This is a genomic window from Synechococcus sp. A15-62 (assembly GCF_014280075.1).
GTDB lineage: Bacteria > Cyanobacteriota > Cyanobacteriia > PCC-6307 > Cyanobiaceae > Parasynechococcus.
In genome coordinates, this window is sequence record NZ_CP047950.1 from 2,043,968 (window position 1) to 2,064,931 (window position 20,964).

Below are 20,964 nucleotides of genomic sequence, written 5' to 3' on the forward strand. Positions count from 1 at the left end.
TTAGGACCGCCACGTCCGCCAGCCAGAATCACGCCCTTCCAACGCAGCCGCCATGGCCTCCACCCACCACAGCAGCGTCGTGATGCTGGTGCTGCTGATCCTGTTTGCGGTGATTCACAGCGGTGGAGCTGCCCTGCGCAGCCGGGCTGAGGACGTGATCGGAGCGAGGGCCTGGCGCCTGATCTTCGCGGCAGCCAGCATTCCCTCGGCCGTGGTGGTGATCGGCTGGTTCCTGGCCCATCGCTACGACGGGGTGCGGCTTTGGAATCTCCAGGGCGTGCCTGGGGTGATTCCGATCGTCTGGATCGGAACCGCCATCAGCTTTCTCTTCCTTTATCCAGCCACCTACAACCTGCTGGAGATCCCGGCGGTGCTGAAACCACAGGTGCGTCTTTATGCCACGGGAATCATCCGCATCAGCCGCCATCCCCAGGCCATCGGGCAAATTCTCTGGTGCCTCACCCACGCCCTCTGGATCGGCAGCAGTTTCATGTTGGTGACCTGCGCGGGCCTGATCGGCCATCACCTCTTCGCCGTCTGGCATGGCGACCGGCGCCTGAAGACCCGCTTCGGTGAGGCCTTTGATGAGCTCAAGGCCAGCACATCGATCGTGCCGTTCGCTGCCGTTCTGGACGGACGCCAGCAGCTGGAGTGGCAGGAATTTGTCCGCCCCGCGCAACTGGGCATCGCCATTGCCGTCGGCGTCTTCTGGTGGGCCCACCGCTTCATTCCGACGGCTGCCGAGTTGATGCGCAATTCAGCACTCCAGAACCTGCTGGGCTGAGCTGCCTACACTCGCTTCAACCTGCTGTTTGCGGATGCCCTCGGCCGAGGAACTCGCCTGGCTCATTCCCGTTCTGCCCCTGTTCGGCGCCGTGCTGACCGGGCTGGGATTGATCAGCTTCAACCGCACGATCAACCGGTTGCGCAAACCCGTTGCGCTGCTGTTGATCTCCTGTGTTGGTGCAGCTGCGGCCCTCAGTTACAGCATCCTCTTCAACCAGCTCAATGGCGCCCCACCGGTCGAGCATCTGTTCGTCTGGGCCAGTGCCGGCAGCTTCGTTCTGCCGATGGGCTACGTGGTGGATCCGCTTGGGGCGGTGATGCTGGCACTGGTCACCACCATCGCCCTGCTGGTGCTGGTGTATTCCCACGGCTACATGGCCCACGACAAGGGCTATGTGCGCTTCTTCACCTACCTAGCGCTGTTCAGCAGCTCCATGCTGGGGCTGATCATCAGCCCAAATCTCCTCGAGATCTACGTCTTCTGGGAGCTGGTGGGCATGTGCTCCTATCTGCTGGTGGGCTTCTGGTACGACCGTGATGGCGCCGCCCACGCTGCCCAGAAAGCCTTTGTGGTGAACCGGGTGGGTGACTTCGGCCTGCTGCTGGGCATCCTTGGTCTGTTCTGGGCCACCGGCAGCTTCGATTTCCAGGGAATCGCTGATGGCTTGCAGAACGGCCTGGCCGCCGGAACCGTGGCGCCATGGGCCGCGCTGCTGCTCTGCCTGCTGGTGTTCATGGGTCCGATGGCCAAGTCGGCCCAGTTCCCTCTCCACGTCTGGCTGCCCGATGCCATGGAGGGCCCGACGCCGATTTCAGCGCTGATTCACGCCGCCACGATGGTGGCCGCAGGGGTGTTCCTGGTCGCCCGCCTCGATCCCCTCTACGCCCAGTTCCCCGTCGTTCAAACAGTGATCGCCGTCGTTGGCACGATCACCTGCTTCCTGGGGGCCTCCATTGCCCTCACCCAGATGGATCTCAAGAAGGGTCTGGCCTACAGCACCGTCTCCCAGCTCGGTTACATGATGCTGGCGATGGGTTGCGGCGCCCCGGTCGCCGGCATCTTCCACCTGGTGACCCATGCCTTCTTCAAGGCGATGTTGTTTCTGGGATCAGGCTCCGTCATTCACGCCATGGAGGAGGTGGTGGGCCACGAGCCCGTTCTCGCCCAGGACATGCGCCTGATGGGAGGCCTACGCAAGAAGATGCCCGTCACCTCGATCACCTTCTTCATCGGCTGCATCGCCATCAGCGGCATTCCACCCCTGGCCGGCTTCTGGAGCAAGGACGAAATTCTTGGTCAGGCCTTCAACAGCTACCCGCTGCTCTGGGTGGTGGGCTTCCTGACAGCAGGGATGACAGCTTTCTATATGTTCCGCCTCTATTTCCTCACCTTTGAAGGGGAGTTCCGCGGCAACGACACCGCCATGCAGGCCCAGCTGCTGAGCGCAGCCGGAAAGGATCCTTCCGAGCACCACGCCCATGGCGGCAGCGTGCATGAATCGGCCTGGCCGATGGCGGCCCCCTTGGCGGTGCTGGCGGTGCCTTCTGTGCTGATCGGCCTGCTTGGCACCCCCTGGAACAGCCGATTCGCAGGCCTTCTCAATCCCGAAGAAGCCCTCGAGATGGCCGAACAGTTCAGCTGGGGCGAGTTTCTACCTCTGGCGGGCGCCTCCGTGGCCATCTCTGTGGCCGGCATCACCCTGGCCGTTCTGGCCTATGCCCTGCGTCGAATTGATCTGGGGCAGCTGGTGGCAGGTCGCTTCCCGGCGGTGAATGCTTTCCTCGCCAACAAGTGGTACCTCGATGTGGTGAACGAGAAGCTGTTCGTTCGCGGCAGCCGCAAACTGGCGCGCGAGGTGCTCGAGGTGGACGCCAAGGTGGTGGATGGCGTGGTCAACCTCACCGGACTGCTCACCCTCGGCAGCGGCGAAGGTCTCAAATATCTCGAGACCGGACGGGCCCAGTTCTACGCCCTGATCGTGTTTGCCGGCGTGATCGGCTTGGTGGTGCTGTTCGGCGTGATCGGCGGACCAATCGCTTAAGGCCTAACGCCCATGTGTGTCATCGCCTATCGAGGTGATGACACAGCGGCCATGATTTCTACGATCCAACCAGTAAGGATCGGATTGACAGCGTGTTCGAATTCGCAGTCGCCGGGGTGAGTGAGCCGGTGCAGGCCACCGTTCCATGGCTGAGCCTGTCGATCCTGGTGCCGATTGTGGGTGCCCTGCTGGTTCCGCTGGTTCCCGACAAAGGCGAGGGCAAGCAGGTCCGCTGGTACGCCCTGATCGTGACGCTGATCACCTTCCTGATCACCGTCGCGGCTTACCTCACCGGCTACGACCCGAGCCTGAGTGGCTTGCAGCTGTCTGAACGGGTGAGCTGGCTGCCGGATCTTGGCCTCACCTGGGCGGTGGGAGCCGACGGCCTCTCGATGCCGTTGATCCTGCTCACCAGCTTCATTACCAGCCTGGCCTGCCTGGCGGCATGGCCGGTGAGTTTCAAACCACGGCTGTTTTATTTCCTGCTGCTGGCCATGGACGGCGGCCAGATCGCGGTGTTCGCCGTGCAGGACATGCTGCTGTTCTTCCTGGCCTGGGAACTGGAACTGATCCCGGTGTATCTGCTGTTGGCCATCTGGGGCGGCAAGAAACGCCAGTACGCCGCAACCAAATTCATCCTCTACACAGCCGGCAGCTCGTTGTTCATCCTGCTGGCCGCCCTGGCCATGGGCTTCTTCGGCGGCGGCACCCCCAGTTTTGAGTACACCGCTCTTGCGGCCAAAGACTTCGGAACGGGCTTTCAACTGCTCTGCTATGCCGGGCTACTGATCGCCTTCGGCGTGAAGCTACCCATCGTGCCCCTGCACACCTGGCTGCCAGATGCCCATGGCGAAGCCACAGCTCCGGTGCATATGTTGTTGGCCGGCATCCTGCTGAAGATGGGCGGGTATGCCCTGCTGCGCTTCAACTGTGAACTGCTGCCAGCAGCCCACTCCCAGTTCGCACCACTGCTGATCGTGCTGGGGGTGGTGAACATCATCTACGCCGCCCTCACCTCCTTCGCCCAGCGCAACCTCAAGCGAAAGATCGCCTACAGCTCGATCAGCCACATGGGCTTCGTGCTGATTGGCGTGGGCAGCTTCAGTGCCCTGGGCACCAGTGGCGCCATGCTGCAGATGATCAGCCACGGCTTGATCGGCGCCAGCCTGTTCTTCCTCGTGGGTGCCACCTACGACCGCACCCACACGCTCCAGCTGGATGAGATGGGAGGCATTGGCCAGAAGATGCGAATCATGTTCGCGCTCTGGACGGTGTGTGCCCTCGCCTCCCTGGCCCTGCCCGGCATGAGCGGATTCGTGAGCGAACTGATGGTGTTTGCCGGTTTCGCCACGGATGAGGCCTACACCCTGCCCTTCCGCGTGGTGATCTGCGGGCTGGCCGCCGTCGGCGTGATCCTCACACCGATCTATCTGCTCTCGATGCTTCGCGAGATCTTTTTCGGCAAGGAGAAAGAGGAGCTGGTGTCCCACACCAACCTGGTGGATGCGGAGCCGCGCGAGGTGTACATCATCGGCTGCCTGCTGGTGCCGATCATCGGAATCGGGCTGTACCCCAAGCTGATGACCGACAGCTACCGCAGCTCGATCGAAGCCCTGGTGAGCCGAAACCTGGGTGCGATGGAACAGGTGATCTCGCCAACGGCCCCCTTGATTCGAGGTCAGGCCCCCGTTCCGGCGATCATCCAAGCCCCCGCCGTGGGCGCGTCATAAATCACGTATCGATTCCGATTCATTCACGGCCAACCGTCCGTAAGTTCCAGGGGAACGCTCCTCTGCCATGCGTCAGATCAACTTCGGCCTGATCTTCAGCTTCGGCCTGATCACGGTGTTCTTCACCCTGGCGAACACCAGCCCCACGACGGTTCATGTGTTGCCGGGTGTCGAGTACACCCTGCCTTTGGCAGGTTTGCTGCTGCTGGCAGCGGGGTTGGGAGCCGTTTCGGCCTGGTTCTTCGCGGCCTGGACCGGGATGCTCAACAACGTTGAACAGTTCAGCAAAGCGAACGAATACGAAGCACAGCAGGTGCGGATCCAGGAACTGGAGACCGACCTCAGCCGCTACCGATCCACCGTTGAAACCCAGCTGGGACTCCTGCCTGCCACCACCGTCAGCGCGACCAGTGCTGGGAGCGACGACAGCGACCAGGCGGAGGTCACCGACGCCAGCAGTGCGGCCTGAGGCAGCACTGGCGACACCGGTTGAGGACCGATACCTTGCCGGAAAAGGGTGAATGACTTGCTCCAGGTGGCCCACAACGACGGCGCTGATGCTGGAGCCCGCCTTGCGATTCGGCTGCTGCAGGACGCAGCGGAGCGGGGGGATCTGGATCCCTGGGATGTGGATGTGATCGCCGTCATCGACGGCTTTCTGGATCAACTCCGGCAACGCATTGAAGTTCCTGGGCAGGTGGCAGCCGCCCTGGCCGGACGGGGCGGCAGCTACGAACGGGACCTGGCCGACAGCAGCGAAGCCTTTCTGGCCGCCTCGGTGTTGGTGGGACTCAAAGCGGAGATGCTCGAAACCAGCATGCTGCCGCCACCGCCCGAAGTCGAAGATCACTTCGACGCCGACTTCGATGAACAAGGTTGGCTTGATCCGGCCTTTGATCTGCCCCGACGGCCGGAACGCCATCTGCAGCGGCGTCCGGTGGCACCACCGCCCTTGCGTCGCCCCGTCACCCTTGGCGAGCTGATCGAACAGCTGGAATCGATTGCCGAGCAGCTGGAATCAGACGAACTCGAGGCACGCCGCCGCAAACGACAGAAGCGCTACAGCAACCGTGAAGCCATCGCCCAGGTGGCAGGGCTGGCCCACCGCGAAAAGCTTCCGGAAACAACCGCAGCACTGGGGGTGTTTCTGAACGGTTGGGAGACAGCCCTGGACTGGGTGGGCTTCGATCAACTAGTGGACCAATGGGAGGTGGCCGCCGCTGCTGATTTGGACCGGGATCGAGTTGGGGTGTTCTGGGCCTTGCTGTTTCTCTCCTCCCAGGGCCGAGTTGAGCTGGAGCAGGAGGGTTGGCTCCACGGGCCACTGCGACTGAAATTCATCCCCGCCAATGGCACTGCAACGCAACTGCCAATTCGCAGCCTTCAGGTGCCAGATCCGTCGCCGACCCGGACGGTCGTGGCGGCCTAAGACCGGGTCTATGGTCACTACCTTGTTTTGACCCGACCAAACGCCAATGAAGGCGATGATTCTGGCGGCTGGTAAGGGGACGCGGGTCCAACCGATCACCCATGTGATCCCCAAGCCAATGATTCCGATCCTGCAGAAGCCGGTGATGGAATTTCTGCTGGAACTGCTCAAGGAGCACGGCTTCACCGAAGTGATGGTGAACGTCTCCCACCTGGCCGAAGAGATTGAAAATTACTTCCGGGATGGCCAGCGTTTCGGCGTTGAAATTGCTTACAGCTTTGAAGGACGAATTGAAGACGGTGAGCTGATCGGTAGTGCCCTGGGATCTGCTGGCGGGCTCAAAAAAATCCAGGATTTCCAGCACTTCTTTGACGACACCTTCGTGGTGCTCTGCGGCGACGCGCTGATCGACCTTGATCTCAGCGAAGCGGTACGCCTGCACAAAGAGAAGGGTGCGATCGCCAGCCTTGTCACCAAACGGGTCCCCAAGGATCAGGTGAGCAGCTATGGCGTTGTGGTCACCGATGACCAGAACAGAATTTCAAGCTTCCAGGAGAAGCCCAGCGTCGACGAAGCCCTCAGCGACACGATCAACACCGGCATCTACATCTTCGAGCCGGAAATCTTTGAACACATCCCTTCGGGTCAGTCCTTCGACATCGGCTCGGATCTGTTCCCGAAACTGGCCGAGCTCGGTGCACCGTTCTATGCCATCCCGATGGATTTCGAATGGGTGGATATCGGCAAGGTTCCCGACTACTGGCAAGCCATCCGCAGCGTGTTATCGGGTGACGTCCGTCAGGTGGGCATCCCCGGCAAGGAGGTGCGCCCAGGGGTTTACACCGGCCTGAATGTGGCCGCCAACTGGGACAAGATCAACGTCAGCGGTCCCGTCTACGTGGGCGGCATGACCAAGATCGAAGACGGCGCAACCATTATTGGACCCACCATGATCGGCCCCAGCTGCCACATCTGTGAGGGCGCCACCGTTGATAACTCGATCATCTTCGACTATTCGCGCATCGGCCCTGGCGTGCAGCTGCTCGAGAAGCTGGTGTTTGGCCGCTACTGCGTGGGCAAGGACGGTGATCACTTCGATCTGCAGGAGGCCTCGCTCGACTGGCTGATCACCGATGCCCGTCGTCAGGACCTTGTGGAGCCTTCCCCACAGCAAAAGGCCATGGCAGAGCTGCTCGGCACCGACCTCACCCAGGCAGCGAGCTGAGACCAGCGCGATCGAGGATCATCGGGATCCGCTCCTCCGCCTTGATCGCCATCAGGTGCACGCCACGAACGATGCCGAGGTAGCGCTTCACCTGTTCTGCGGCGATGGCCACACCCTCCATGGCGGGATGCTCGGCGCACTCCAGCCGATGGATCAACGCATCGGGGATGCAAGCTCCAGGTACAACGCGATTGATGAACCGGGCATTCTTGGCTGACTTCAGCAGAAAGACGCCAGCGAGAACGGGCAGGTCCAGGGGGCCTGCCAGCTCGCGCTGGAAGCGCTCGAGCGCTTCAGGGTCCATCACCATCTGGGTTTGAACGAAACGGGCTCCCGCCGCCTGCTTGCGCTGCAACCGACGCTGGAGACCGCTCCAGCTCCTCGATTGCGGGTCGGCAGCACACCCCGCAAACAGCGTGGTCGCCCCGTCCGGCAGGGTGCCCTGCACGGGATCCATGCCTCGATTAAGAGCGTCCACCTGCTGCAGGAGCTTCACCGACTCGAACTCATTCACCGGCCGCGCATCCGACTGATCACCCGCCCGCACCGGATCGCCAGTGAGACACAACAGGTTGCGGATCCCAAGCGCATGGGCCCCGAGCAGGTCGGCCTGGAGGGCGATGCGGTTGCGATCCCGGCAGGCCATCTGCAACACCGGTTCCAGGCCGGCCTCAAGCAGCAACTTGCAAGAGGCCAGGCTGCTCATCCGCATCACGGCCCGACTGCCATCGGTCACATTCACCGCATGGACACGGCCTTGCAACGATGCGGCCATGGCCAGCATGTGCGAAGGATCGGCTCCGCGGGGAGGCATCACCTCGGCCGTGAGCACCTGATCCCCGGCCTCAATTGCGCGCTGTAGCGCCGTCCTCAAATCTCGTTCCATTTCACCGGCCCACTATGCAGGATCAGACCGGTCGGCCGGACTAGCATGGCTCCAACGGCGGTCAGCCATGTCCTCCCTCGACGGTACGGATCCTCTGGAGATCTCCCTCTCTGCAAGGGAGATCGAGATCATCGAGCTCGTGGCCGAAGGACTGACCAATCAGGAAATCGCTGACCGGCTCACCATCAGCAAACGAACGGTGGACAACCATGTGAGCAACGTGTTCACCAAGACCGGTTCCAAGAACCGGGTGGCACTGCTCAATTGGGCCATGGACAACGGCAAGATCTGCCGGGACGGCTTCAACTGTTGCGTCCTTCCAGAACACGATCCCCCCTCAGCCTGATCGTGGAGCTGACAGGCTCCGGCAGGCTTTGCAGGGAGGTGGGGCCTACAGGAATCTGAAACAGCGAGGCGTATTCCAGGCAGGCCTCCACGCTCGACCCTGCGAAGCGAAGCATTCCAGTTGTGTCGTACAGACCCACCACTGGAAGGAGCCACCAATCAGAACTCCTCAAAGCTAAAGGAAACCTGAAGACAAATCCAGTCCGTCCTTAGGGCCAGCCAAAACGACGACGCTGCTCTTCGGGCCAGGACTGAACCGGGTGCTGCGCCAGCACCGCATTGCTCCAGCGGGATTCCCCTGTGATCTCCTCTCCGCACCAGGGCGGAATCAGCAGATCCGCCTGGGCCGATGCCAGCTCCACCTCCGCCAGCACCAAGGGGGCGTTCTCGCCCTGGAAACAATCCACCACCCAGTCACCACTAGGGCAATCCAAGGCGTAGCGGACTTTGTCCAGGCGGTGCGGCGCCAGATCCCATAAGGCTTCGGCGTCCGCCACGGGAATCGGATATTCGAACTCGTGGCGCACCAGACCAATGGCATCAGCAGCAGCCTTCAGGGTGAGCCAGGCCTGATCCGTGCCACGCAGACGCATCCGCACCGTCACACCTTCAGCACTGGCGGCCAGATATCCCTGACGCAACGGCTGTGCAGGGCCAGCACTGCTGCGCCAGGCATCCGACTGCACCAGAAAGCGCCGTTCAATCTCAAGAGCCATGGCTCAATTCTGCGAGGGCTGCGCCGCGTGCAGGCTTCCCGCCCAGTGCAGCTTGTGGGACAGGGTTCGGTAGTACGACGGGCTTTGATTGAGCAACACCATCAGGGCATGGTGGCGCGCCTGCTGAACAACACAGCACTCGCCAGGCTCGAGCACCGTGCAGCCCACGCCGTCTTTCCAAAGCTTGATCCGGTGATCCCCAGCCCCAAGAGGCCAGATCGCCAACCTGGCCCGGGGCGGCACCACCAGCGTTCGGCTGGAGAGACTCATCGGGCAGATCGGGGCAACGATGATGGCATCGATGCCGGGATGAAGAATCGGCCCCCCTGCCGCCAGGGCGTACCCGGTGGAGCCCGTGGGGGTGGAGAGGATCAGGCCATCACCACGCACCTGATCGATCACTTCCCCATCGATCTCGAGCTCCAGGGTGCAGGTGGGCGAAATTTCATCGCGATAGGCCCGCAAGTAGAAGTCGTTGAAGGCCCAGTGGTGCTCTTCATCGTCTTCAAGATCCGGCTGCTGCAACGGGCCCGGCGAAGCCGCTCGATCTTCAGCAGAACGGCAATCCACCATCGCCTGAAGCATCATGCGCCGTTCAATCGCGAACTGATCGTCCTGAAGGCGTTGCCAGATCTGATCGCCACGCAACACACGGCGGTCATGGGTGAGAAAACCCAGATGGCCTCCCACATTGATGCTGAGGATCGGGATGTCATGCACCGCCAGGTGGCGGGCAGCCCCCAGCACCGTGCCATCTCCCCCCAGCACCACAGCAAGGTCGGGCAACGACTCCTCAACAGCCAGCAGGCCAGGGAAAGGATTCACCCGCGGCCCCGACATCGCCGTGACCACGTGGGAGCCTAGGGCCTTCAGCTCCTTGGCACATTGCCGGGCCTCACGCTGGGCAGGCTGACTGTCGGCCCGATAGATCACCCAGACCCGATCGAGACGCATGACCCAGGTGTGCGGGGGTTACCAGCGCAGCAGGTTGAACTGCTCCATGTCGACGGTAACGCGATTGCGATAAAGCGACAGCAGGATCGCCAGACCGACAGCGGCCTCAGCGGCGGCCACAGTGATCACAAACACAGCGAAGACCTGGCCGCGAATCAAATCACCATCCACGAAGGAGGAAAAGGCCATCAAGTTGATGTTCACGGCATTGAGCATCAGCTCAATGCTCATCAATACGCGCACCGCATTGCGACTGTTGATCAAACCCCAGACGCCGATGCAGAAGAGCATCGCAGCCACCAGGAGGTAGGCCTGCAGGGAGGGAAGTGTGGCAAGTAAGTCGCTCATCAGTCCGCTCGATTCATCAGCAGGGGAGTACGGGCCTTCTCAATCAGGCCTTGATCGGCCACCTCACCGGTGACCACATCGGTGGCCAACACATCACGACGGGCCAGGACAATGGCACCGATCATGGCCATCAGCAACAGCACAGATGCCACCTCAAACGGCAGCAGGTAATCGGTGAACAGGTGCTCACCAATGCGAGCCGTGGCTTCCTCACCCACGGCGGCAGGGCCTGGCAGCGACCAGGGGGTGGTGACCACAACACGAACCAGCAACGCCAGCAGACCGGCGCAGACGCCGGCGGACACCACACGGCGCGTGGTGAGGTTGGCGATGGCCTTGAGGTCTTCCCGCTTGTTCACAAGCATGATCGCGAACAGGATCAACACGTTGATCGCGCCCACGTAAACCAGAATCTGGGCCATGGCCACGAAACTGGCGTTCAGCAGCAAGTAGAGCCCTGCAACGGCGGTGAACACCCCGCCCAGCAGGAAGGCGGAATAGACGATGTTGCTGAGCAACACCACACCCAAGGCGCCGATCACCACAACGGCGGACAGCACCAGGAAACAGATCAGCTCGGTGGTTGTCGCGATGGTCATGCGTCGCCCTCCTTGGCCTCACTGGAGGATTGTCCCTCATTCTTGGCTGTGGGCTTCGCTGGAGGGGTGAGGGTCTCCAACACCTGAGCCGGAAGCTGGCCAGCCCGAGGCCGATCGGCAGCAACGCCGTGAGGATCCATCTCACCTGCCGGCAGATAGGCAAGTTCCCGGAGGGGAACGACTGAGGGATCGGTGGTAACGCTGGTGGGAAGGCGTCCGAGGGCGACGTTGTCGTAGTTGAGGCTGTGACGATCAAAAGCAGCTAGCTCGTACTCCTCCGTCATCGAGAGGCAGTTGGTGGGGCAGTACTCGACGCAGTTGCCACAGAAAATGCAGACGCCGAAGTCGATGGAGTAGTTGCGCAGCTCCTTCTTCTTCGTGGCTTTGTTCATCACCCAATCGACCACCGGAAGGTTGATCGGGCAGACCCGCACGCACACCTCACAGGCGATGCACTTGTCGAACTCGTAGTGAATCCGGCCCCGGTAACGCTCGGATGGAATGAGCTTCTCGTAGGGGTACTGCACCGTGACCGGACGGCGCTGCATGTGGTCGAAGGTGACCGAAAAGCCTTGGGCCAGATTCCGGGCTGCATCGACTGCATCCCGGGTGTAATCACCGACCTGCTTGAGAAAGCCGAACATGGTCTGAAGGGGAGAGAACGAAGCGGAGCCGGGAGAGTGGAGATCCTAAGTAGGAAAACCTAGCCGCCGAATGCAACGGGGAAAGCGAGCTTGAGGGCTGCTGTCACCAGAAGGTTCACCAGGGACAGGGGGAGCAGGAACTTCCAGCCCAGATCGAGCAGCTGGTCAATGCGGACGCGAGGGGTGGTCCAGCGAAGCAGGATCGCCACGAACACCAGCAGATAAGCCTTGAGCACCGTCATCACGATGCCAACGGTGCCTGTGATCACCTGCACCACGGGGGCATCGATGGGCTGGTTCAGCCAGCCGGCCAACCAATCCACAGGGATCGGGAAGCCCCAGCCGCCGAGGTACAGAACGCTGACCAGAACGGCAGAGAGCACCAGGTTGATGTATCCCGCCAGGTAGAAGAGGGCGAACTTCATGCCCGCGTACTCGGTCTGGTAACCCGCAACCAGCTCTTCCTCAGCTTCAGGAAGGTCGAAGGGAAGCCGCTCACACTCGGCCAGAGCACAGATCCAGAAAATCAGGAAGCCCACCGGCTGACGCCAGATGTTCCAGCTCAAGATGCCGGCACCGGTCTGCTGACCGACGATGTCGACCGTGCTCAGCGAGTTGGTCATCATCACGATGGCCAGCACCGCCAGAGCAAGGGGAATTTCGTAACTGATCGATTGAGCTGCTGCCCGCAGTCCCCCGAGCAGCGAGTACTTGTTGTTGGAGGCATAGCCGCTCATCAACAGGCCGATCGGCTGAATGCTGCTGAAGGAGATCCAGAGGAAGATCCCCACGCCCACATTGCTGATCAGCAGGTTCTGGCCGAAGGGAATGATCAGCCAGGAGATGATCACCGGCACTACCACCAGCACCGGGCCAAGGGTGAACAGCAGGCTGTCGGCCCGCGCAGGAATGATGTCTTCCTTGACCAGCAACTTGAGGCCGTCGGCCAGAGGCTGAAGTACACCCAGGGCTCCGGCATATTCCGGACCGATCCGCTGCTGAACGGCGGCAGAAATCTTGCGTTCCAGCCACACCGAAACAAGCACGCCCACCACTGCAGCCACCAGAACAAGCAGCATCGGCAACGGCAGCCACAGCAGCCTCGCCACCTCCGGGGAGAAGCCAAACCCTTGCAGGGCCTGGCTAAAGCTCAATTCCAGGTCCAGTCCCGGACTCACCATGGTGTCGACGGAAGTGGGTGCAACTTAGGCGGCCGGAGCCGAGACGCGCTCCTCAATGGGCATCCAGGAGCGTGGCTGGGATCCGGAGTAGATCTGCGAAGGCCGGAAAATCCGGTTCGCCCCGAGCTGCTCCCGCCAATGGGCCAGCCAGCCGGCGACCCTGGCAATGGCGAAGACCGGCGTGAACAGATCCCTGGGAATGCCGAGCTTTCGGTACACCAGGCCCGAATAAAAATCGACGTTGGGGTAGATGCCTTTGGGGCCGAGGCGGGACGCTGCTTCTGCTTCGATCGCCCGGGCCACGTCGTAGAGGTCGTCATGGCCGAAGCTGGCGAACATCTCCTCTACCAGGGCCTGCAGGATCACGGCACGGGGATCCTTCACCTTGTATTCCCGGTGGCCGAAGCCCATGATTTTGCGCTTGGCGGCGATGGCCTCATCCAGGAAAGCGCCAGCATTCTCGGGACTGCCCACCTGCTCGAGCATGGCGAGGACATCTTCGTTGGCGCCACCGTGGAGTGGGCCCGCCAGGGTGCCGACAGCTGAAGCCACCACGGCGTAGGGGTCGGTGAGGGTGCTGGCGGTGACCCGGGCACTGAAGGTGCTGGCGTTGAGGCTGTGCTCGGCATGGAGCATCAGGCAGCGATCAAAGATCCGCGCTGCCAGGGGATCCGGCTCACGTTCCGTGAGCATGTAAAGGAAATTGGCGGAGTAGGCCAGATCATCCCGCGGCTGGATTGGGTCTTGGCCTTTGCGGATCAACTGAAAGGCCGCCACCATCGTCGGGATCTTGGCGATCAGCCGCACCACCGCGTCATAGATGTACTGCGGGTCGTCGATCGCCCGGCGCGAATAGAACAGCCCAAGGGAAGCGGCACTGGACTGAAGCGCGTCCATGGGATGGCCGCTGGCCGGGAAGCACTTCATCATGTCTCGCACCCGGAAGCTGACCCGCCGGTGCATCTGCACCGCGTGCTCAAACTCCGCCAACTGGTCGCGGCTGGGCAGCTCTCCCCAGATCAGCAGGTAGGCCGTTTCCAGAAAGCTGCTGTTGGCCGCCAGATCCTGCATCGGGTAGCCGCGATAGGTGAGCAGCCCCTTCTCTCCATCGATGTCGCAGATTGCCGACTGGGTCGCCGGCACGCCATCCAGGCCTGGACGCAGTTCGATCCCGGTCCGCGCATGGCGCAGGTCGCCTGTCTGCTGCTGGGCCACCATCTGATTGCCTCTAACAGCAACCTAAATCGTCAATCAACAGTGCTGGCCGAAGCAAAGCCTTCAACTGCCACTGGCCCGCGGAACGACGCAGCTGGATCATTCCGGCTTTCTTCAGCACCAGGGAACCCGGCGCACATCCCAGAAGACCGCAGGCCAGATCTCCAAGACCCGGCTCATGGCCGACCAAGCCAAGCCGTTGATCGAAGGCGGTCACCAGCATGTTGAGGGCGCCTCCTGGCTCGAGGCGTTCATCCACAGCGAGCTCTGGAGCAAGCCCTGCCTCCAACGCCAGTTCCGCCGTTTGCAGAGCCCGACGGTACGGACTCGAGAGCAGGCGATCCAACCGCAGTCCCCGTTGCACGAGGGCCGCCATCACCCGCTGGGTTCGCTGACGGCCAGCGGCGGTTAGGGGTCGATCCGGATGGTCCTGGCCCGCCTGGCGGGGTTCGGCGATGCCATGACGCAACAGGACCAGGTCAGCCAAGTTCGAGCCGGGCATGCAACGGAATCTCGGTACTGCCTTGCTCCTGACGATCAACGTCGATAGCCACCGCAAGGCCGCGGACCTGATCCTGAAGCGGCCGCCCCGCCATCACCTGCAGCAGGGCCCATGGCCGCCATTGCCCCAACAGTGCACGAGCCGGCTCATCCGCCAGCAGGAGGGCCTGCGCCGGTTGGGCGGAGGCTGTGAGCTCCTGCCACTGGTTCAAGCGGGGCTGGAGAGCACGCCCGTTCTGGCGCTGCGCCAACGCCATCAAAGACTCGCCCCACCAGTTCAACGCAGACGAGCGAACCTGAGCCACGGCCAATTGAGCATCCACCCCCGGCTGGCGTCCCCGCTGGCGCACGAGCCGCGTCCACACGTTCAACACCTCGCCATCACCCTCCAGCTCAGAACGGGTCAGGCCCTGCTCCTGCAGACGCGCATCCACCGCATCCCTGGCGGGGTTTTGCGGGCGGGTGGCCAACAGCCAGCCCTCGGGTTGGTCCTGCCAAAGCAGAGGGCCGTCATCGGCCCCCACAACAGCCTCTGCCGCCGGCTGGTCCGCCAGGTGCTTCTCCAGCACCGGACCAAACCATTGGGCCAGCGGATGGCTTTCGCTGGGATCCAACAGACGGGCTGGACTCTGCAGCTGAGCCAGCCAACGGGCATGGCCTCCGGCCGATACCGTCAGATCCGTGAGTCCAGCCCAGGGATCGGTACCAAGGGCTTGCCGGAACCCGAGTCGCCCATCCACCGCGAGGGTTGATCTCTCCGGTCGGAGTGATGCCACGAGTCCGCTCAGATCGTCCCGTTGAGCCACCAGCTCGGGCACCTGCAACCAATGCTCAAGGGCATGGGGAGATGCCGTCAGCAGAGCCACGCCTTCGCCGAGCTCAGCCACCTGACGCTGCAGGCGTTGATCCCCCAGCTGATGCTGATCCGGGAGCTGGGAGACATCGAGGGCCTGCTCCAGCACGCCCCGGCCTGAGGCCACGAGGAGCAGGTCATCGTCAATCAAGGCCGTGGCCAGGGGTTGGGGGTCATGCCCCACCAACGCCCCCTGGCCGCTGATCACACCGATTCCGCGGTAACTGCTGATCTGCAGGTCGGTGCCCGCCAGGCTGCGGGTCTGCCAGAACCGTTGCAAAAAGCGCCGGGCGCCGTCGTCATCCCGACTGGTCAAAGCCAACACCCAGCCAGCATTGGCGTCCCCATCGGTAAGGGTGAGACTGACCTCCTCGCCAAGCCAGGGCTCCAGCTCAAGGCCGAACTGCAGGCCCGCCAAAGCAAAGACGCCTTCGCGCCACTGCCGGGCACCATCACGGGCATCGCGGCGTTGCGAGGCAGGGGCAACGGCCTGGGCATAGGCCGGCAAGCGTCCTGGATCGGCCAGCCAATGGAGCGAGAGATCAGCATCCCGGGGCACAAACCGGGCCGCCCGGGGCAGATGCAACGGCTGCTCCGCCAGCTGCAGAGGGCTCTGGCGGTTCATGGTCCAGAGCAGGCCAACGGCCAGCAGAAGCAGCGACAGCAGCACAGCGCCGGCAGCGCTGAGGAAGGGGCGGGCCTTCATGGGCCGGCGGTCTCGGGTCGCCTCATCTTTGTCCATCACCGCAGAATGGCGCCATGGGCCAATCCCAACAACCACAACCAATCCAAGCCTCTGAACTGCAGCAATGGCTGCAAAGCGAGCGACCTTCACCGCAATTGGTGGATGTGCGAGAAGAAGCTGAGCTTGCGATCGCTGCCTTCCCCGGTGCGGTGCTGCACCGCCCCCTGAGCCAATCCAGTGCATGGCTTGGATCACTGCAGGCCGACCTCAACCCCGATCAACCCGTCGTGGTGGTCTGCCATGCCGGCGTTCGCAGCTACCACTTCGGCCTGTGGCTGCTGGACCAGCCCTGGGGCCTTGAGGTATGGAACCTTGAGGGAGGCATTGATGCCTGGAGCCTTCAGGTGGATCCCAGCGTCCCCCGCTACTGATGAGCAAGCCCCTGTCCCTTCGGCAAGAACAGGTGCTTCAGGCGACGGTGCACCACTACGTCGACACGATGGAGCCGGTGGGCAGCCGCACCCTGGTGCAACGCTTCGGCATCCCCGCCAGCTCCGCCACCGTTCGCTCCGCCATGGGGGCTCTTGAGCGGCGCGGACTGCTGCATCAACCGCACACATCTGCCGGACGCGTTCCTAGTCCGATGGGATACCGGCACTACGTGGATGCGCTGCTGCCTGAACCTGGCGTCGCCGTTCAACACCTGGAACGGGAGCTCACCGGCCTCAGCCTCCGTTGGGCCGGTCTGGACGACCTGCTGATGCATCTGGCTCGGCGCCTGACGGATTACCGGCCTGATGAGCCTGATCACCCAACCGCAGCAGGAGAACCAGCAACTGGAGACGATCCGCCTGGTGCCCAGCGGTGATCGACTGCTGGTGATGCTGGTGGAAGCCAATGGCCGCGCCAGCCACCTCAACCTGCGTCTGCCCCACGGTGCTGAAGCCGAACTCACCGCAATGGAACGCTGGGCGTTAGCCCAGCTCGAGCAGGGCGACCTGAACTGGGACGCACTGCCCAGGCAGCTGCAACGCAGCGGAGCTGTGCTGCGCAACGCCCTGGACCAACCAGCCCCCGCCAACTCCACACAGGTGGTGGTGCATGGCCTCTCAAGGCTGGTGAGCGAACCGGAATTTGAAAGCACCTCCAGCCTTCGGCCGCTGCTGGAACTGATCGATGACCAACCCGCCACCTTGATCAGCCGCGGTGAATCCGCACGGGTGTGGATCGGCGACGAACATCCGCAGCCAGCTCTGGAGGCCTGCGCCGTGGTTCAGGCCCCCTACCGCTGCAACGAGGGGCTGGGCCATGTGGCCCTGGTGGGCCCGATGCGGATGGCCTATGCCACGGCACGGGCCGCCGTGCAGCGGGTGGCCCGCCACCTGGAACTGCTGCTCGCCTGAGGACCGCTCCTCAGAGCTGATCCCCAAGCTTCTCCGCCACGGTGTTGACGTCCTTGTCGCCGCGGCCGGAGCAATTGATCACCACTTCCGTGCCGTCAGCCAGGGTGGGGCAAAGCTGCTCAAGCCAGGCGAAGGCGTGGGCGGTTTCCAGGGCTGGAATGATGCCCTCAAGCTCACTCACCAGGCGCAGGGCATCGAGGGCCTGTTGGTCGGTGACTGCGGCGTACTCAGCACGCCCTATCTCCCGCAGGTAGCTGTGCTCCGGCCCCACTCCGGGGTAATCGAGACCTGCACTGATGGAGTGGGCCTCCATCACCTGACCGTCGCCATCCTGCAGCAGCAGGCTCATGGCTCCGTGCAGCACACCGGCACGACCTTCGGTGATCGTCGCGGCGTGGCGACCGCTGGCCACACCATCACCAGCGGCCTCAACACCGATCAGCCGCACAGTCGTGTCCTGCACAAAGGGATGGAACAGACCCATGGCATTGGAGCCACCGCCAACGCAGGCCATCAGAACGTCGGGCAGCCGGCCGAAGGCCTCCTGACACTGCTGCTTGGACTCCTCACCGATCACGGCATGGAAATCCCGCACCAACATCGGATAAGGGTGCGGACCAGCGACGGATCCGAGGATGTAGTGGGTGGTCTCGACGTTGGTCACCCAGTCGCGGATCGCTTCACTGGTGGCGTCCTTGAGGGTGGCTGTGCCGGCCGTCACCGGTTGCACCGTGGCGCCCAGCAGGCGCATGCGGAAGACGTTGAGGGCCTGACGGCGCATGTCTTCGGCGCCCATATAGATCACGCACTCCAGACCGAAGCGGGCACAGACCGTGGCCGTGGCGACGCCGTGCTGCCCCGCACCGGTCTCGGCAATGATCCGCTTCTTGCCCATGCGCAGTGCCAAGAGGGCCTGGCCCAGGGCGTTGTTGATCTTGTGGGCACCGGTGTGGTTGAGGTCTTCACGCTTCAGCCAGATGCGGGGGCCGCCGTCAGCGCGGCGGTAGTGGGCGGTGAGACGCTCGGCCTCATACAACGGTGTCGCCCGGCCGACGTAGTTCTTGAGCAGACGATTGAGCTCATCGGTGAAGGCGGGATCGTTCCAGGCCTGAGCCGCCGCCTGCTCCAGTTCCGCCAAGGCTGGCATCAGGGTCTCGGGCACGTACTGGCCGCCAAATCGTCCAAAGCGTCCGTGAGCTCCAGGGCGCACCGCTGGCTGAAGGCTGGAGGGATCCGGAGTGCTGGCGTTGGGCAGGGTGCTGGTCACGGATCCACGGCGGAGCGTCGGCTCAGCGTAAGCAGGCGATCACGCCATGGAGCGCCGCATGGGCAGTCATCGACAATGCAACCCGGTTGCGACGGGTGGATGCCGAAGGGTGGCTGGCAGGAATTCAGCAGTGCCGAAAGCCTGCAACGACCGAGCGGGCCTGCAGCAGAGCCCACAGCCAAGGCGCAGCAAATGGTGCGGGTGCAGCCCACCCGCGGTGGCAAAGGTGGCAAAACCGTCACGGTGATCCGGGGCCTGGAGCTGGATGCTGCCGGCTTCAAGGCGCTGCTGAAGAAGCTCAAAACACGCATCGGCAGTGGCGGTACTGCCAAGGACGGCGTGATCGAACTGCAAGGAGATCAGGTGGATCTGGCGCTCGAGCTGCTCAGCAAGGAGGGCTACCGGCCGAAACGGGCCGGGGGTTAAGGGAGAATGGCCGCCACTTCATGCCGTGGCCATGACCGCCAGCCCCACCTACGGAGAACTCACCAACAAAGGTGCGTCCACCAACATCGCCTGGCATGAGGCCTCCGTGGGCCGCGACGAGCGCTTGAAGCAGCGCGGTCACCGCAGCGCCATTCTTTGGTTTACCGGCCTCTCCGGCTCCGGCAAGAGCACCCTGGCCAACGCCGTCAACGCAGCCCTATTTGAGCGGGGACTCGCCACCTATGTGCTGGATGGGGACAACATCCGCCACGGCCTCTGCAAAGACCTGGGCTTCTCCGATGCCGACCGTGAGGAGAACATCCGCCGCATCGGTGAAGTGGCCAAGCTGTTCCTGGATGCGGGCGTGATCGTGCTGACCGCCTTTGTGTCGCCCTTCCGTGCAGACCGGGACAAGGCACGCGGCCTGGTGGAGGACGGCGACTTCCTCGAGGTGTTCTGCGCCGCTGATCTCGAGGTCTGCGAATCCCGCGATCCAAAGGGCCTCTACGCCAAAGCACGGGCGGGGCAGATCAAGGAATTCACCGGCATCTCCAGCCCATATGAAGCACCGGAAACGCCCGAACTCAAAATCGACACCGGCAAGCAGGATCTGACCGACTCCGTCGAGCTGGTGATCAAAGCGCTCCAGGAGCGTGGGGTGATTCCAGCGGCCTGAGTCCGCCGTCGCCAGCCCTGGCGGCATCCGCCAGGGTTTTGATGCAACTGGCCACCGGCACCGCCAACAGCAGTCCCAGCAGATCCCCCACGCCATAGAGCGCGCCCACCCGGGCGCCAATGGGCAAGGCGATCAGCAACCAGGCCGGTTGCAAACCCACAATGCTGCCCATCAGCCGCGGCTGGATCACCTGATCCACGATCTGACCGACGACGATCGCCGCGGCGAGCAGCTCAAGCCCTGTGCGTGGATCTTGAACCGCCAGAACGGCACTGACGGAAACGATCGACACGGCACTTGCATAGGGCACCAGGGTGGTGAAGCCGATCAGCACGGCGAACAAAACGGCGTAGGGAATTTTCAGGACGGTGAACACCAGAAGTTGACCGCCACTGAGAATCAGCGCCAGCACCACCTGGCCGGCGAAATAGCCGCGAAAGGTGCGCTCGAGGGTCGTCTGCACCAGATCCCTCCAACGGTCGGGCAGCCAACGGGCCAGGCCGTCGACGATCGGATCCGCCCCAAGCAGCAGAAAAACCGCCAGCACCAGCACGATCACCACATTGATCGTGGTACCCACCGTTGCCCCCAGCAGCCCCAACAGACGCTGGCTCAACTGCGTGGCCAGACGGCTGAACTGAGCCACCAGATCGCTGCTGAGGTCAGCGAAATCAGCCGGGAGACCATGGTCCAGTGCCCAGAGCTGAGCCCGATCGATCCACTGCTCTGCCGCGGTGAGCAGAGACGGCGAGGCACTGAGCAATTGACTGAGCTGTTCAATCAAGAGCGGCACCAGTGCCACAGCCGCCCAAACCAGAAGCCCCAGGGTCACCAGGACGACACTGACGATGGCCCAGGCGCGGGGAACACCCCGTTGCGCGAGCCAGCGGCAGGGCAGGTCCAACAAAAAGGCGATCAAAGCCGCGGTGAGGAACAGCCCGGGGAATGGGGCGAACTGCACCAGCAAACGCTTCAGCACAAAGGCGTTCAAGCCCAGCACCGGCAGCAGAAGACCAAGCCGCAACCAGGCCGGCCAGGGCGTCATCGAGACGA

Annotated in this window: 22 protein-coding genes and 1 pseudogene; 11 read left to right on the plus strand and 12 right to left on the minus strand. The window is 62.9% G+C overall.

All coding sequences use genetic code 11. The features are described 5' to 3' along the window. Nucleotides 1–52 precede the first annotated feature (52 nt). From SynA1562_RS11660 to SynA1562_RS11685, 6 genes are all read left to right on the plus strand, one after another. On the plus strand, nucleotides 53–784 hold the full coding sequence (locus SynA1562_RS11660; RefSeq protein WP_186493983.1) for an NnrU family protein: 732 nt from the start codon (nucleotides 53–55) through the stop codon (nucleotides 782–784). Nucleotides 785–818: 34 nt separating this feature from the next. After that, entirely contained in the window at nucleotides 819–2,828 is a 2,010-nt protein-coding gene (locus SynA1562_RS11665; protein WP_186493984.1) for an NAD(P)H-quinone oxidoreductase subunit 5, read from the plus strand. A 92-nt stretch (nucleotides 2,829–2,920) separates the two neighbouring features. Beyond that, nucleotides 2,921–4,558, plus strand: a complete 1,638-nt coding sequence (locus SynA1562_RS11670) for an NAD(P)H-quinone oxidoreductase subunit 4 (RefSeq protein ID WP_186493985.1) — start codon at nucleotides 2,921–2,923, stop codon at nucleotides 4,556–4,558. 67 nt (nucleotides 4,559–4,625) lie between these two features. Further along, entirely contained in the window at nucleotides 4,626–5,027 is a 402-nt protein-coding gene (locus SynA1562_RS11675) for a lipopolysaccharide assembly protein LapA domain-containing protein (RefSeq protein ID WP_006849942.1), read from the plus strand. A gap of 57 nt (nucleotides 5,028–5,084) precedes the next feature. Beyond that, entirely contained in the window at nucleotides 5,085–5,987 is a 903-nt protein-coding gene (locus SynA1562_RS11680; RefSeq protein ID WP_186495428.1) for a segregation/condensation protein A, read from the plus strand. 46 nt (nucleotides 5,988–6,033) lie between these two features. Further along, complete coding sequence (locus tag SynA1562_RS11685; protein WP_186493986.1) at nucleotides 6,034–7,212, plus strand: NDP-sugar synthase; 1,179 nt, start codon at nucleotides 6,034–6,036, stop codon at nucleotides 7,210–7,212. Here the strand turns inward: SynA1562_RS11685 and SynA1562_RS11690 are convergent. After that, complete coding sequence (locus SynA1562_RS11690; RefSeq protein WP_186493987.1) at nucleotides 7,193–8,098, minus strand: methylenetetrahydrofolate reductase; 906 nt, start codon at nucleotides 8,096–8,098, stop codon at nucleotides 7,193–7,195. The two genes, SynA1562_RS11685 and SynA1562_RS11690, sit on opposite strands and share 20 nt — an antisense overlap. A gap of 67 nt (nucleotides 8,099–8,165) precedes the next feature. Between SynA1562_RS11690 and SynA1562_RS11695 the strand changes: the two genes are divergently transcribed. Then, nucleotides 8,166–8,444, plus strand: a complete 279-nt coding sequence (locus SynA1562_RS11695) for a helix-turn-helix transcriptional regulator (RefSeq protein WP_011365335.1) — start codon at nucleotides 8,166–8,168, stop codon at nucleotides 8,442–8,444. Between the two features lie 208 nt (nucleotides 8,445–8,652). Here SynA1562_RS11695 and SynA1562_RS11700 read toward each other — a convergent pair whose 3' ends face one another. Genes SynA1562_RS11700 through SynA1562_RS11740 form a run of 9 tightly spaced genes read right to left on the minus strand, consistent with a single transcriptional unit; the run spans nucleotide 8,653 to nucleotide 16,196 of the window. Beyond that, entirely contained in the window at nucleotides 8,653–9,159 is a 507-nt protein-coding gene (locus SynA1562_RS11700) for a CYTH domain-containing protein (protein WP_186493988.1), read from the minus strand. 3 nt (nucleotides 9,160–9,162) lie between these two features. Further along, nucleotides 9,163–10,113: an NAD(+) kinase gene (locus SynA1562_RS11705; protein ID WP_186493989.1), complete on the minus strand. Its 951-nt coding sequence runs from the start codon at nucleotides 10,111–10,113 to the stop codon at nucleotides 9,163–9,165. A gap of 18 nt (nucleotides 10,114–10,131) precedes the next feature. Beyond that, nucleotides 10,132–10,461 (minus strand): NADH-quinone oxidoreductase subunit NuoK, encoded by a 330-nt coding sequence (gene nuoK, locus SynA1562_RS11710; RefSeq protein ID WP_006851948.1) that lies wholly within the window; start codon nucleotides 10,459–10,461, stop codon nucleotides 10,132–10,134. Beyond that, a complete protein-coding gene (locus SynA1562_RS11715) occupies nucleotides 10,461–11,060 on the minus strand; it encodes an NADH-quinone oxidoreductase subunit J (RefSeq protein WP_038552703.1) in 600 nt (199 codons plus the stop codon). The genes nuoK and SynA1562_RS11715 overlap by 1 nt, the downstream gene beginning before the upstream one ends. After that, on the minus strand, nucleotides 11,057–11,704 hold the full coding sequence (ndhI, locus tag SynA1562_RS11720) for an NAD(P)H-quinone oxidoreductase subunit I (protein WP_186493990.1): 648 nt from the start codon (nucleotides 11,702–11,704) through the stop codon (nucleotides 11,057–11,059). The genes SynA1562_RS11715 and ndhI overlap by 4 nt, the downstream gene beginning before the upstream one ends. A gap of 59 nt (nucleotides 11,705–11,763) precedes the next feature. Next, a complete protein-coding gene (gene nuoH, locus SynA1562_RS11725; RefSeq protein WP_186495429.1) occupies nucleotides 11,764–12,882 on the minus strand; it encodes an NADH-quinone oxidoreductase subunit NuoH in 1,119 nt (372 codons plus the stop codon). Nucleotides 12,883–12,909: 27 nt separating this feature from the next. After that, complete coding sequence (locus SynA1562_RS11730) at nucleotides 12,910–14,103, minus strand: citrate synthase (protein WP_186493991.1); 1,194 nt, start codon at nucleotides 14,101–14,103, stop codon at nucleotides 12,910–12,912. A 10-nt stretch (nucleotides 14,104–14,113) separates the two neighbouring features. After that, entirely contained in the window at nucleotides 14,114–14,602 is a 489-nt protein-coding gene (gene sixA, locus SynA1562_RS11735) for a phosphohistidine phosphatase SixA (protein WP_186493992.1), read from the minus strand. After that, nucleotides 14,580–16,196, minus strand: coding sequence for a DUF3352 domain-containing protein (locus SynA1562_RS11740; RefSeq protein ID WP_186493993.1), 1,617 nt, complete (start codon nucleotides 16,194–16,196; stop codon nucleotides 14,580–14,582). The genes sixA and SynA1562_RS11740 overlap by 23 nt, the downstream gene beginning before the upstream one ends. A gap of 17 nt (nucleotides 16,197–16,213) precedes the next feature. Between SynA1562_RS11740 and SynA1562_RS11745 the strand changes: the two genes are divergently transcribed. Together SynA1562_RS11745 and SynA1562_RS11750 are read left to right on the plus strand one after the other, a co-directional pair. Further along, on the plus strand, nucleotides 16,214–16,570 hold the full coding sequence (locus SynA1562_RS11745) for a rhodanese-like domain-containing protein (RefSeq protein WP_186493994.1): 357 nt from the start codon (nucleotides 16,214–16,216) through the stop codon (nucleotides 16,568–16,570). Then, a pseudogene (locus tag SynA1562_RS11750) lies at nucleotides 16,570–17,542 on the plus strand (heat-inducible transcriptional repressor HrcA). The gene SynA1562_RS11745 and the pseudogene SynA1562_RS11750 overlap by 1 nt, the downstream one beginning before the upstream one ends. A gap of 10 nt (nucleotides 17,543–17,552) precedes the next feature. On the opposite strand, the gene trpB reads toward SynA1562_RS11750, so the two are convergent. Then, a complete protein-coding gene (gene trpB, locus SynA1562_RS11755) occupies nucleotides 17,553–18,809 on the minus strand; it encodes a tryptophan synthase subunit beta (RefSeq protein WP_186493995.1) in 1,257 nt (418 codons plus the stop codon). A gap of 99 nt (nucleotides 18,810–18,908) precedes the next feature. Here trpB and SynA1562_RS11760 point away from each other — a divergent pair, with 99 nt between their 5' ends. Together SynA1562_RS11760 and cysC are read left to right on the plus strand one after the other, a co-directional pair. Beyond that, on the plus strand, nucleotides 18,909–19,235 hold the full coding sequence (locus SynA1562_RS11760) for a translation initiation factor (protein ID WP_115081594.1): 327 nt from the start codon (nucleotides 18,909–18,911) through the stop codon (nucleotides 19,233–19,235). Nucleotides 19,236–19,266: 31 nt separating this feature from the next. Beyond that, entirely contained in the window at nucleotides 19,267–19,911 is a 645-nt protein-coding gene (gene cysC, locus SynA1562_RS11765) for an adenylyl-sulfate kinase (RefSeq protein ID WP_186493996.1), read from the plus strand. On the opposite strand, the gene SynA1562_RS11770 is transcribed toward cysC, so the two are convergent. Next, complete coding sequence (locus SynA1562_RS11770; RefSeq protein ID WP_186493997.1) at nucleotides 19,871–20,956, minus strand: AI-2E family transporter; 1,086 nt, start codon at nucleotides 20,954–20,956, stop codon at nucleotides 19,871–19,873. The two genes, cysC and SynA1562_RS11770, sit on opposite strands and share 41 nt — an antisense overlap. Nucleotides 20,957–20,964: the final 8 nt, after the last annotated feature.